The sequence below is a fragment of the Thioalkalivibrio sp. ALD1 genome (genome assembly GCF_000381245.1).
Classification (GTDB): domain Bacteria; phylum Pseudomonadota; class Gammaproteobacteria; order Ectothiorhodospirales; family Ectothiorhodospiraceae; genus Thioalkalivibrio.
Map to the genome: position 1 here is coordinate 102968 of NZ_KB906247.1, position 12822 is coordinate 115789.

Sequence of the window (12822 nt, forward strand, 5' to 3'; positions counted from 1 at the left end):
CATGAGCCAGGACCACGTCTCCATCGACCGTGTCATCGAATACCTGCAGGGCCTGCAGGACCGCATCTGCCAGGGCCTCGAGCGCCTGGACGGCCAGGCCCGCTTCCAGGAGGACGCCTGGGAACGCCCGGCCGGCGGCGGCGGCCGCACCCGCGTGCTGCACGAGGGGCGGGTCTTCGAGCAGGCCGGGGTCAACTTCTCCCATGTGATGGGCGACAACCTTCCGGCCTCGGCCACCGCGCACCGCCCGGAGTTGGCCGGGCGTTCGTTCCAGGCCACCGGGGTGTCGCTGGTGATCCACCCGCACAACCCGTATGTACCGACCTCGCACGCAAACGTACGCTTCTTCATCGCCGAGAAGCCCGGCGAGGAGCCGATCTGGTGGTTCGGCGGCGGCTTCGACCTGACCCCGTACTACGGCTTCGACGAGGACTGCATCCACTGGCACCGCACGGCCGAGGCCGCCTGTCGCCCGTTTGGCGAGCACCTTTATCCGGCGCACAAGAAGTGGTGCGACGAGTACTTCCACCTCAAGCACCGCGACGAGCCGCGCGGCGTCGGCGGGCTGTTCTTCGACGACTTCAGCGAGGGCGGCTTCGAGCACGCCTTCGGTTACATGCAGAGCGTCGGCAATGCCTATCTGGATGCCTATGGCCCGATCGTCGACCGGCGCCACGCGACCGAATACGGCGAGCGCGAGCGCCAGTTCCAGCTCTACCGGCGTGGGCGCTATGTCGAGTTCAACCTGGTCTACGACCGCGGTACCCTGTTCGGCCTGCAGTCGGGCGGGCGCACCGAATCGATCCTGATGTCGCTTCCGCCGCTGGTGCGCTGGGAATACAACTACCAGCCGGAGGCCGGCACGCCCGAGGCCGAACTGTACGAACGTTACCTGAAGCCGCGCGACTGGCTGGCCGAGGCCGCTGGCTGACTACGCCAACAAGGATGACCCGCATGACCGCACCGATCGCCCCCTATCCCGCCGGCCGCCCGCGCCGCATGCGTCGCGACGCCTTCTCCCGCCGCCTGATGCGCGAGCACCACCTGCGCACGGACGACCTGATCCTGCCGATATTCGTCACCGAAGGAGAGGGGGTGCGCGAGGCGGTGCCGTCGATGCCCGGCGTGGACCGCGTCACCATTGACCTGCTGCTGGAGGAGGCGGCCGCGGCCGTGCGCCTCGGCATCCCGGCACTGGCCCTGTTCCCGGTGGTCCCGGGCGAAAAGAAGAGCCTGGATGCCGCCGAGGCCTGGAACCCCGAGGGCCTGGCCCAGCGCGCGGTACGCGCACTGAAGCAGGCCCACCCCGAGCTCGGCGTGATCACCGACGTCGCCCTGGACCCGTTCACCACCCACGGCCAGGACGGCATTATCGACGACGACGGCTTTGTTGTGAACGACATCACCGTCGAGGCCCTGGTGAGGCAGGCACTGTCGCATGCCGCGGCCGGGGCCGACGTGGTCGCCCCCTCCGACATGATGGACGGGCGCATCGGCGCGATCCGCACCGCGCTGGAGGATGGCGGGCATGTGCACACGCGCATCCTCGCCTACTCCGCCAAGTACGCCTCGGCCTTCTACGGGCCGTTCCGCGACGCGGTGGGCTCGGCCGGCAATCTGGGCAAGGGTGGCAAGGAGACCTACCAGATGGACCCGGCCAACGGCGACGAGGCCCTGCACGAGGTCGCGCTCGACCTGGCCGAAGGCGCCGACATGGTGATGGTCAAGCCGGGGATGCCGTATCTGGATGTGGTCCGCCGTATCCGCGACGAATTCCAGCGCCCGACCTTCGTCTATCACGTCTCCGGCGAGTACGCGATGCTCAAGGCCGCCGCCGAACGCGGCTGGCTGGACGAGCGCGCCTGCGTGCTGGAGACCCTGACCGGCATGAAGCGCGCCGGGGCCGACGGCATCCTCACCTACTACGCCCGCACCGTGGCCGAATGGCTGGAGGAGGACGCGGCCCGATGAGCGAGCCGCGCCCCGATCGTTATGGCGTGGTCGGCAATCCGATTCGTCATTCGCTGTCGCCGCGCATCCACGCCCTGTTCGCCGAACAGACCGGGCAGCACCTGACCTACGAAGCCCTGCTGGGCACCCCGGGGCAGTTCGCCGAGGAGGTCTGGGCGTGGTTCTCCTCCGGGCTCCGGGGCCTGAACGTGACCGTCCCGTTCAAGGAAGAGGCGTTCGCCCTGGCCCGGGTGCTAACCGATCGCGCCCGGCGCGCCGGTGCAGTGAACACCCTCTGGCGCGACGACGAGCGCCAGCTCCACGGCGACAACACCGACGGCATCGGCTTCTGCCGCGACCTCGACCGCCTGGGTGGCGAGGTGCCCGGCCGGCGCATCCTGATCCTCGGGGCCGGCGGCGCGACCCGCGGGCTGCTGCAGCCCCTGCTGGAGCGACATCCCGCACAGCTGGTGATCGCCAACCGCACCGCGGCGCGGGCCGAAGCGCTGGCCGAGGACTTCGCCGACCTGGCGATCGAGACCGAGCTGTCCGCCTGCGGCCTCGACGCCCTGCCCGCCGGCCCGTTCGACCTGGTCATCAACGCCACCGCCGCCGGCCTGTCGGACGAGGGCCTCACCCTGCCCGCGACGCTGGTGCACCCGGACAGCCTGGCCTACGACCTGGTCTACGGCGCGGGCGCGGCCCGGTTCCTCGACTGGGCCAATGACGCCGGCTGCCGGCAGACGGCGGACGGTCTGGGCATGCTGGTCGAGCAGGCCGCCGAGGCCTTCGCGATCTGGCGCGGCATCCACCCCGACACCACCCCGGTATTGCGCCAACTGCGTCACGAAAACGACGCGGCCTGACGCACGGTTCACCTTCCGTTCAAGCAACGGCGCAATCCTGTCCCCAAGCGCGCCCATGGGCGCAGACTGAAACCCGGGAGTTCCTTCCCGGCTGGGGGGCAAGCATGATCTCGCGCATTGGTGTTCTGTTACTGGTCGGTTTTCTGACCTTCGCCATCGGCTGTACCACTGCGGATCCCTATACCGGCGAGGAGCGCGTATCGCGCACTGCGATCGGAGCCGGCGTGGGCGCCGCGGCAGGCGCCGTGGTCGGCAGCATCACCAGCCGCCGCAACCGCACGCAGCGCGCGATGATCGGGGCGGGCATCGGGGCGTTGGCCGGCGGCGCGATCGGCAACTACATGGACCGCCAGGAGGCCGAGCTGCGCGAGCAGCTTCAGGGGACGGGCGTCAGCGTGACCCGCGACGGCGACAACATCATCCTCAACATGCCGGGGCACATCACCTTCGATGTCGATCGCACCGACATCAAGCCGGAGTTCGAGGACGTGCTGGACTCGGTGGCGCTGGTCCTGGCCGAATACGACCAGACCGGGATCGAGGTCGCCGGCCATACCGACATCACCGGACGCGTCGAGTACAACATGGACCTGTCCGAACGCCGTGCACAAAGTGTCGGGCGCGCCCTGATCCGGCGCGGGGTCCAGTCGGTGCGAGTCGACACCATCGGCTTCGGCCCGCATCAGCCCGTCGCGACCAACGAGACCGCCGAGGGCCGCGCGATGAACCGGCGCGTCGAACTGACCCTGTTCCCGCTGACCGCGGACTGAGCGCAGACTACCAGCGGGGTCGCGCCGGGGATTGTCCGGCCCACCCCCTTCCGCATCCATCCGGCACGCCAGGCTGGTAAGCTTGGCCGCCATGGACGCACGTGCACGCCTGTGGGAACTGGCCCGACTGGTCCGCCTGGACCGGCCTGTCGGCATCTATCTGCTGCTGTGGCCGACTCTGTGGGCGCTTTGGATCGCGGCCGAGGGCTGGCCGCCGGGTTCGCTGATCTTCATCTTCGTTGCCGGCGTCGTGCTGATGCGCTCGGCCGGCTGTGCGATCAACGACTACGCGGACCGCGACTTCGACGCCCATGTCGCCCGCACACGCGACCGCCCGCTGGCGCTCGGCACCATTACGCCGAACGAGGCACTGGCGACCTTCGCCGTGCTGGCGCTGACCGCCTTCGTGCTGGTGCTGCTGACCAACCTGCTGACCATTCTCTATTCCCTGGTCGCGGTGGTGCTGGCCGCCACCTACCCCTTCGCCAAGCGCTTCCACCACTTTCCGCAGGTGCACCTGGGCGCGGCCTTCGCCTGGGCGGTGCCCATGGCCTTTACCGCGGTTACCGGGGATCACCCGCCTCCGCTCGCCTGGCTGCTGTACGTGACCGTGCTCGCCTGGACCGTGGTGTACGACACCTTCTACGGGATGGTGGACCGAGAAGACGACCTGGAGATCGGGGTGAAGTCCACCGCCATCGCGTTCGGCGAGATGGACCGGCTGATCACGGCAGGGCTACAGGTGCTCGTCTGGCTGGGGCTGTACCTGATCGGTCAGCATGCCGGGTTCGGCGGCTACTATACGGCGGGGCTGGTGATCGTGGCGATGCTGATGTTCTACCAGCAGTTCCTGATCGCCGAACGCGAGCCGACCGACTGCCTGCGGGCATTCAAGAACAACCACTATCTCGGCGCCGTGGTCATGCTCGCGATGATCGCGGATCACTATCTGGGAGGCTAACGCGCTTACGCGCGAGCGAGTGCCAAGCCCTCGACCGACGCAGCTCCCGCCGCCCGCAGCGCACGGGCCAGCGCATCCAGGGTCGCCCCGGTCGTGACCACATCGTCCACCAATAACACCCGTTCGTCCGCCAGTTCCGCCTTCACGGCAAATGCATCGCGCAGATTCCGGCGACGCTGAGGGCCACTCAGCGTCTGCTGCGAAGGCGTGGCCCGCACGCGGCGAACGCATGCGGCATCCAGCGGGAGCCCCAGGACCTCGGCGACGCACCGCGCCAGCGGCTCGCACTGATTGAACCCGCGCTCGCGCAAACGCGAGGGGTGCAATGGAACGGGCACCACGCGGGTAGGTAACAGTGTCGGCGCAGCCCGGCGTTCGCGGGCCGCCTGCGCGGCCAGTTCCACGAGGATCCGTTCGGCCCGGGCGTAACCACTGCGCTTGTAGGCCAGCAGCACCCGATCCAGCGGCCAGGCATAGGCCCATGGTGCCCGCAGGCTGTCCAGTGCGAGAGGGCGCCGCTGACAGGCAGGGCAGGCCACCGTCACCGGCAAAGGCGCCGCGCAGCCCGGGCACGGTGCCTCCACCCGCACCAGGTCCTCGCGACAGCCGGGACAGATGGCCCCACCCTCCGGTAACGGGGCCAGACACAAGCCGCAGTGGTCCGGGTACAGCGCCCGAGCTGCCCAAGTGGCCAGCGCACGCAACGCGCCCGATCGCCGCCCGATTCGCCCCGGCGTGGCTGAAGGGGGATGAGCCATAATGGTATGCTTTCGCTTTTGCATTCAGGGTAGTCCATGGCGACCAAGACCGTCTCCGCACGCAGTTCGCGGCGCTCCGCTGCGATGTTCGACATCGGCAATCTGATCAGCGTGTCGATTGCCGGCATCCCGCTGTTTGTGGTCAGCAGCGAAGGGGTCGGGGTCGGGTTCATCATTGCCGCGATCATGGGCATCGTGCCGCTAGTGCTGTGGTTTGGTGCCTCCATGCTGGTCTACGCCCTGAACAAGCACCACCCCGATCCGCGCGTGGGCCATTTCACGCAGTGGGCGGCCTATCGCTACTACGCGCTGATGGGCCTGTTGATCGGGGTCGCCACCTTCTTTCCGCCGGATCTGGCCTACTACCGAGCCTACTGGGCCGTGGCGGCCGCCATCCTGCTGCCGTGGACGATATACGCCCTGTTCCGTATCTATCGCGAACCCTGGGCCGATGTCGCCATTCCGGCGGAAGCCGACAAGGAGCCACACTCATGAGCGAGCCCCGCCACGACTGGAACACCGAAGAGGTCGAGGCCCTGCTCGACCTGCCGCTGAACGACCTGATCTTTCGCGCGCAGACGGTGCACCGCGAGCACTTCGACCCGAACGCGGTGCAGGTGAGCACGCTGCTGTCGATCAAGACCGGGGCCTGCCCGGAGGACTGCGCCTATTGCCCGCAGAGCGCCCACCACGACGTGGAGCTGGAACGCGAACGTCTGCTGCCGCTCGACGAGGTCGTCGAGGCCGCGCGCAACGCCCGCGCCCAGGGCGCGACCCGCTTCTGCATGGGTGCCGCCTGGCGCAACCCCACCGACAAGAACCTGGAGCGCGTGATCGAGATGGTGCGCGCGGTTAAGGACGAGGGTCTGGAGACCTGCATGACCCTCGGCATGCTGAAGGCCGAGCAGGCGAAACGCCTGTCCGAGGCGGGGCTGGACTACTACAACCACAACCTCGACACCTCACCCGAGTTCTACGGCCACATCATCTCCACGCGCACCTACGAGGACCGCCTGGAGACCCTGGAGCACGTGCGCGAGGCTGGCATGAACGTCTGCTGTGGCGGCATCCTCGGCATGGGCGAGTCGCGCCGCGACCGCGCGCGCCTGCTGCAGCAGATGGCCAACCTGCCGAAACACCCGGAGTCTGTCCCGATCAACCAGCTGATCCAGGTCGAGGGCACGCCGCTGCACGGGATCGAGGACCTCGACCCGCTCGAGTTCGTGCGCACCATCGCCGCGACCCGCATCCTGATGCCGGCCTCCTACGTGCGCCTGTCCGCCGGGCGCACCGAGATGTCCGACGAGATGCAGGCCCTGTGTTTCCTCGCCGGCGCCAACTCGCTGTTCTACGGCGACACCCTGCTGACCACGCCGAACCCCGGCGAAAACCACGATCTCGCGCTGTTCGAACGCCTGGGCCTGCGCCCGGAGACCGGGCCGGAAGCCCCCGCGGAATCGGACCGGCCCGCCTCCGCATCGGCCTGAGCCGACGGCCGGTGGCGGGCGACTTTCCCGATCACTTCTCGGCGGTGGCGGCGGCTTATGCCCGCCACCGCCCGGACTACCCCGCCGATCTGTTTGACTGGCTGGCCGCACACACCCCGCGCCACGAACGGGCCTGGGACTGCGCCAGCGGCAACGGCCAGGCCGCGCAGGGCCTGAAGCCGCACTTCCCGCAGGTCGTGGCGACGGATGCCGCCCCGGCCCTGCTGGCCGCCCTGCCGGCGACCACCGGGGTCGATCGCGTGGCCTGTGCCGCCGAGGCCTGCGCGCTGGCCGACGCCTCGGTGGATCTGGCCTGTGTCGCCCAGGCCGCACACTGGTTTCGCCACGCCGAGTTCCATGACGAGGTCGCGCGCGTCCTGCGCCCGGGCGGCCTGCTGGCGATCTGGGGCTACGGCATCCTGCGCGCCGAGGACCCGGCGCTGGACCGCCTGCTGACCGACTTCCACGACACGACCCTGGCGCCCTGGTGGCCGGAGGAGCGCAGCCACATCCGCAGCCACTACCGCGACCTGCCCTTCCCCTGGCCGGAGATCGAGACGCCCGAGTTCCGTATCGACCGCGATTGGGACCGCGACACCCTGCTCGGCTATCTCGGCACCTGGTCCGCCATCCGCCGCGCACAGGCCGCCGGCCAGGATCCGCTGGCCGCACTGGAGCCAGCCCTGCACGCACTGTGGCCGAACGCGGACATCACCGCCCGCGTGCACTGGCCGATCTTCCTGCGTGCCGGGCTGCGGCCGTGAGTGAGCGACTCACCATGAGCCACTCACCATGAGTGAGTCGCTGCAGGCCTTCCTGCAGGCCCGTCTCGACCGCGTGCGCACGGACGGTCGCTGGCGCCGGCTGCGCACGCTGGGTGGGCCACAGCAACCGGAGCAGGTCATCGACGGCCAGCCGGTTGTTGCCTTCTGCTCCAACGACTACCTGGGTCTGGCGGCGGATCCGGCCGTCGCCGCCGCCGCCCGCGAGGCCCTCGACCGCTACGGGGTCGGGGCAGGGGCTGCCCATCTGATCAACGGCCACACCCGCACCCATATGGAACTGGAACAGGCGCTGGCGCGCTTCACCGGGCGCGAGCGCGCACTGCTGTTCTCCACTGGCTACATGGCCAACCTGGCGCTGGTACAGACGCTGGCCGGCCGCCGAGACACGGTGTTCGAGGACCGCTGGAACCATGCCTCGCTAATCGACGCCGTGCGCCTGGCCGGCGCGTGCAGCCAGCGCTATCGCCATGCCGATCCCGGGCATCTGCGCGAACGCCTGCAGCAGGCCCCCGATAGCGGTCACCGCCTGATCGTGACCGACGGGGTGTTCTCCATGGACGGCGACATCGCCCCACTGCCGGAGCTGGCCGCGCTGGCGCGCGAGTACGACGCCTGGCTGATGGTGGACGACGCCCACGGCCTGTCGGTGCTGGGCGCGACCGGCGGCGGCAGCTGCCAGCACCACGGCCTCGGCGCAGACGAGGTTCCGATCCTGATGGGCACACTGGGCAAGGGCTTCGGCACCGCCGGGGCATTCGTCGCCGGCTCCGAGGCCCTGATCGAGACCCTGATCCAGACCGCGCGCCCCTACATCTACACCACCGCGATGCCGGCTGCCCTCGCCGCCGCAACGCTGGCCTCCGTGCGCATCGCCGAGGCTGCCGAGGATCGGCGTGCGCACCTGCAGGGCCTGCTCCAGCGTCTGGGGGCGGGACTGGACCGGCTCGGCCTGCAGCACCCGCCCCCGTTGACCCCGATCCAGCCGGTCCACATTGGTGACGCCCGCCGCGCCAGCGACGTGGCAGAGAGGTTGCTGGCCGCCGGTTTCCTGGTTCCGGCGATCCGTCCACCCACGGTCCCCGAGGGCCAGGCGCGGCTGCGCATCACACTGTCCGCCGCCCACACCGAGGCCCAGGTGGATGCCCTGCTCCACACGCTGGAACACGCCCTCAATCAGGCGGCTCCGTGAACCAGCCCACACCCCGGCATTGATGTCTTTCACGTTTCCGACAACCGCCATTCCCCGTTAAAGAACCGTTCAGCGACCCCACGCGAGGCTGAAGCCGAACACGGTCGAAAGGAGACGGACCATGGCAAGGAATCGCAACCATTCCCGACGCGGTGTCCCCACCCATCTGAAGGCGCTGGCGGCTGCGGTGCTGTTCGGCTTCGCCGCCGACACCCTGGCCTCCCCGCCGCCCTGGGCACCGGCCCACGGCTGGCGCGCGCAGAACGACCCGGGCTATGCCGGCTACGACGGCTACAGTTACGACCGCTGGGAACACGACTACGGCGTAATGGACGGCCGCTGCAACCGCGACGCGATCGGCGCGGCGATTGGCGGCGGTGCCGGCGCAGTCATCGGCCACCGGGTCGGCGACGGCGATCCGGTGGCCATCCTGATCGGGGCGGCCGGGGGCGCGGTCCTGGGCGGCATGATCGGACGTCAGATGGACCGCAATGACCAGGCCTGCATGGGCCATGCACTGGAACTGGCCGAACCCGGACAGCCCGTGTACTGGGACAACGCCCATGGCCAGCCGGTGCACATGACGCCGGGGCGCGTTCGCGATAACGGCTGCCGGGACTTCGAGATGACGATCGACGGCGAGCGCCATACCGGCATGGCCTGTCCGGACGAACCCGGCCACTGGGAGATCCGCGGATAAGCGCGTCATTGCCCCAAGTGCCCCGGGGGCCTTGAACGCCCCCGGGCACCATCGCCTATCCTGCAGGGCCAACCTGCCCTGACCCGGCCGGCGACGCCTTCCGTCCGGCTACCGAAGGGCCGCACAGCACGGAATGGCTCACTCCATGGCCCGGACCCTGCCCGCCAATACGTCCCCGTCCGCACCGGAACGCGTGATCGTGCTGGATGTACTGCGCGGGGTCGCGATCCTCGGGATCCTGGTGATGAACATCCAGTCGTTTGGGCGCATCTCCAGCGAATACCTGAACCCGATGGCACTGGGTCCCCTCCCGCTGGCGGACTGGATCGCCTGGATCGTGGTCCACGTACTGGCGGACGAGAAGTTCATCAGCATGCTGACCCTGCTGTTCGGGGCCGGGATCGTTCTGATGGCGTCGGGCTCACGCCATCCGGCCGACACCTTCGAACAGCGCTTTCGCCGCCGCATGGGCTGGCTGTTCCTGATCGGGCTGGCACACGGGCTGATCCTGTGGCCCGGCGACATCCTCGCGGCGTACGCGGTGTGCGGACTGGTGGCCATGCATTTTCGCGACCACCCGCCGATGACGCTCCTGGCCTTCGGGATCGCGCTGATCGGAGGACTGACCGCGCTCTGGCTCGTGCTGAGCGTGATCCTGATCTTCCTCGTCCCCGAACACTGGCTGCAGACGCTCAACGAGCGCTACTGGCAGCCCGGCGCCGATGTCGTCAGCGACGAGCTCAACCGGATGTCCCTGCACTGGCTGGCGGCGACCGGCGAGCGGGCGACCGGCGCGCTGACGGCGCAGCTGTGGATGTTCTTTTCCGAGCGCCTGTGGCAGATGCTCGCGATGATGTTCATCGGCATGGCCCTGATGCGGCTTGGTTTTCTCCACGGGAGCTGGTCACTGGCCGGCTACCGGCGCGTCGTGCTGGCCGGACTGGGCATCGGCATCCCGCTGGTGCTGGCGGGGTTGTGGTTCAACACGGCCGTGGATTGGGATCTGCGCTACTCGATGTTCCTGGGCCGCATCGCGAATCTCTGGGGCAGTGTCGCGATCGCCCTGGCCTGGGTGGCCCTGGTGATCCTGCTGGCCCATCCCGACGGGCGTCGGCGGATCCTGCCGGGCGTCATCCGCGCCCTGGAGGCAGTCGGCCGCCTCGCGCTGACCAACTACATCGGCCAGTCGATCGTGGCCGCAATGATCTTCTACGGGATCGGGCTCGGCCTGTTCTCGCAGTTCGGGCATCTCGAACTGCTCGGCATCGTGCTGGCGATCTGGGCCGTGCAGATCACCTTCTCCCTGCTGTGGCAGCGCTACATCGGCGCCGGGCCGATCGAGGCACTGTGGCGGCGCCTGGCGCGCTAGCCTGGGTCTATAGCAGCCCCCGCTCGGCCATGGATATCGGGGTGTCGGCGATCACCACGTGATCGAGTATCCGCACATCCACCAGCCCCAGGGCCTCGGTCAAGCGCCGGGTGATCGCGATATCCGAGCGCGAGGGCTCGGCCACCCCGGACGGGTGGTTGTGGGCAAGGATCACCGCGGCCGCATTGTGGTGCAGTACACGCCGCACCACCTCGCGCGGGTGCACGGCGGCGCCGTCAATCGTGCCGCGGAACAGCTCCTCGAAGGCGATCACCCGGTGGCGGTTATCCAGAAACAGGACCGCAAAGACCTCGAAGGGATAGTCGCGCAGACGCGCCGCGAGGAACTGTCGAGTGGCGGTTGGCGACGTCAGCGCATCGCCACGCTCCAGGTCGGCGGCCAGGTGCCGCCGCCCCATCTCGAGTACCGCCTGGAGCTGGGCGTACTTGGCATCGCCCAGCCCCGGCGCCGCGCAGAACCCCGCCTGATCGGCCTGCAGCAGAGGCCGCAGTCCGCCGAAACGGCTGAGCAGATCGCGCGCGACATCGACCGCGCTCTTGCCGGCCACGCCCGTGCGCAGAAAGATCGCCAGCAGTTCTGCATCCGAAAGCGCGGCCGCGCCCCGCTCGATCAGTTTCTCCCGCGGGCGCTCGGCCGCAGGCCAGTCGGTAATCGCCATCCCCACCTCCCTGTGGTTCGGTCGTTTGATTGTTTCGGCCCATGCCGCCCGGCCATCCCGACCGTAACGAAGAACCGTAGGATGCGTTGAGCGGCAGCGAAACGCATCCTTGTGTCTTGCGGTTCACGGATCGCTACCATGGACCGCACCGGACTCGGGGTAACCCGATCGCATCCTGAGGTCACGAACCTGTGCCGTAGATGGGCCCCCGAGTCCTTTTTCATCTCGAAGTTTGAACGGTATCCAAGCTCCCCGTGAAGGGCGGGTGAGGCTGTACGGACAAGGTGAGAGGACGAGATGGCTCATATTGGCATTGATGTCAGCAAGAACAAGCTCGACTGCATGTGGGTCCGGGATCTGGAGGCGGGCAAGGTCAAGCCGAAGGTATTCCCGAACCGCCAGGACCAGTACCCGGAGTTGCTGCGCTGGCTGCAGCGCAACACGGGTGAAGCGCCCGAGACGCTTCAGGTGTATCTGGAAGCCACCGGCATCTATCACGAACCGCTAGCCTACTGGCTGCATGAGCAGGGGGTTCGGGTCTATGTGCTGAACCCGGCTCAGGTGCGCTTCCACGCCCAAGGCATGGGGGTGCGCAACAAGACGGATCGCAAGGACAGCATGATGCTGGCGCGTTACGGCATCGAGCGCGCGCCACGGCGCTGGCAACCTGAGCCGCCCGAGGTGCGGGAGCTCAAACGCCTGCTCAGCCGGCTGGAAGCCCTTGAGCAGGACATCCGGCGCGAGGAGAATCGCCTGGAGAAGGCGCAGTTCAGCGAGGACACCCTCGCCCAGGCGTCGATCGACAACGTGCTGCAAGCCCTGCGCGAGGAATACCGTCGGCTACAGCAGCAGATCGATGATCACTTCGACGCGCATGATCATCTCAAGCGGGATCGGGCCTTGCTGGAGAGCATCCCCGGCATCGGCCGGGTGTTGTCGGCGTCGATGGCCGCGACGTTGCGCAGCCGTGCGTTCACGAGTGCTCGGCAGGCGGCGGCGTTCCATGGACTGGTACCGGTCCTGCAGGAGTCCGGGACCTCGGTCCAGCGACCCCCGCGGCTGGCGAAGGCCGGCTCGGGGCGGCTGCGCAAAACGCTCTACATGGCCGCCGTCGTGGCCAGCCGCCACAACCCGGACGTACGGCACCAGTACCACCGTCTTCTGAGGCGGGGCAAGGCCAAGATGGCCGCGATCGGGGCAGCCATGCGCAAGCTCCTGCACATCGCCTTCGGCGTCCTCAAGTCGCAAACTCCGTATCAACCCCGAAATGACACGCCTTGCACCTCATAGGGCAAGACGGTATCTACG

14 protein-coding genes are annotated in these 12822 nt (G+C 68.5%); 12 read left to right on the plus strand and 2 right to left on the minus strand.

Translation table 11 applies throughout. The annotated features are described in order from the left end of the window. Nucleotide 1: 1 nt before the first annotated feature. The 5 genes from hemF (at nt 2) to ubiA (ending at nt 4547) form a co-directional block, all read left to right on the plus strand. The gene (gene hemF / locus F623_RS0111755; protein ID WP_018862527.1) at nt 2-931 is read left to right on the plus strand and encodes an oxygen-dependent coproporphyrinogen oxidase; all 930 of its coding nucleotides are present in this window, start codon (nt 2-4) and stop codon (nt 929-931) included. 23 nt (nt 932-954) lie between these two features. Then, nucleotides 955-1971 (plus strand): porphobilinogen synthase, encoded by a 1017-nt coding sequence (gene hemB / locus F623_RS0111760; RefSeq protein WP_018868628.1) that lies wholly within the window; start codon nt 955-957, stop codon nt 1969-1971. Next, nucleotides 1968-2816 (plus strand): shikimate dehydrogenase, encoded by an 849-nt coding sequence (aroE, locus tag F623_RS0111765; RefSeq protein ID WP_018862525.1) that lies wholly within the window; start codon nt 1968-1970, stop codon nt 2814-2816. The genes hemB and aroE overlap by 4 nt, the downstream gene beginning before the upstream one ends. A gap of 104 nt (nt 2817-2920) precedes the next feature. After that, entirely contained in the window at nt 2921-3586 is a 666-nt protein-coding gene (locus F623_RS0111770; protein WP_018862524.1) for an OmpA family protein, read from the plus strand. A 91-nt stretch (nt 3587-3677) separates the two neighbouring features. Next, nucleotides 3678-4547, plus strand: a complete 870-nt coding sequence (gene ubiA / locus F623_RS0111775) for a 4-hydroxybenzoate octaprenyltransferase (protein ID WP_018862523.1) — start codon at nt 3678-3680, stop codon at nt 4545-4547. Nucleotides 4548-4552: 5 nt separating this feature from the next. Here the strand turns inward: ubiA and F623_RS13600 are convergent, their stop codons facing one another. Further along, entirely contained in the window at nt 4553-5329 is a 777-nt protein-coding gene (locus F623_RS13600; RefSeq protein ID WP_369772114.1) for a ComF family protein, read from the minus strand. A gap of 12 nt (nt 5330-5341) precedes the next feature. Between F623_RS13600 and F623_RS0111785 the strand changes: the two genes are divergently transcribed. From F623_RS0111785 to F623_RS0111810, 6 genes are all read left to right on the plus strand, one after another. Next, on the plus strand, nt 5342-5800 hold the full coding sequence (locus tag F623_RS0111785; RefSeq protein ID WP_018862521.1) for a hypothetical protein: 459 nt from the start codon (nt 5342-5344) through the stop codon (nt 5798-5800). Then, the gene (bioB, locus tag F623_RS0111790) at nt 5797-6792 is read left to right on the plus strand and encodes a biotin synthase BioB (RefSeq protein ID WP_018862520.1); all 996 of its coding nucleotides are present in this window, start codon (nt 5797-5799) and stop codon (nt 6790-6792) included. The genes F623_RS0111785 and bioB overlap by 4 nt, the downstream gene beginning before the upstream one ends. An 11-nt stretch (nt 6793-6803) precedes the next feature. Continuing rightward, nucleotides 6804-7556, plus strand: coding sequence for a methyltransferase domain-containing protein (locus tag F623_RS0111795; RefSeq protein WP_018862519.1), 753 nt, complete (start codon nt 6804-6806; stop codon nt 7554-7556). A gap of 28 nt (nt 7557-7584) precedes the next feature. Further along, entirely contained in the window at nt 7585-8766 is a 1182-nt protein-coding gene (bioF, locus tag F623_RS0111800; protein WP_018862518.1) for an 8-amino-7-oxononanoate synthase, read from the plus strand. Between the two features lie 121 nt (nt 8767-8887). Then, a complete protein-coding gene (locus F623_RS0111805; RefSeq protein WP_018868625.1) occupies nt 8888-9466 on the plus strand; it encodes a glycine zipper domain-containing protein in 579 nt (192 codons plus the stop codon). Between the two features lie 145 nt (nt 9467-9611). After that, on the plus strand, nt 9612-10835 hold the full coding sequence (locus tag F623_RS0111810) for a DUF418 domain-containing protein (RefSeq protein ID WP_018868624.1): 1224 nt from the start codon (nt 9612-9614) through the stop codon (nt 10833-10835). Nucleotides 10836-10842: 7 nt separating this feature from the next. Here F623_RS0111810 and radC read toward each other — a convergent pair whose 3' ends face one another. Further along, complete coding sequence (gene radC, locus F623_RS0111815) at nt 10843-11514, minus strand: DNA repair protein RadC (RefSeq protein ID WP_018862515.1); 672 nt, start codon at nt 11512-11514, stop codon at nt 10843-10845. A gap of 297 nt (nt 11515-11811) precedes the next feature. Here radC and F623_RS0111820 point away from each other — a divergent pair, with 297 nt between their 5' ends. Beyond that, nucleotides 11812-12804 (plus strand): IS110 family transposase, encoded by a 993-nt coding sequence (locus F623_RS0111820; protein WP_018862131.1) that lies wholly within the window; start codon nt 11812-11814, stop codon nt 12802-12804. The last annotated feature ends 18 nt before the right edge of the window (nt 12805-12822 follow it).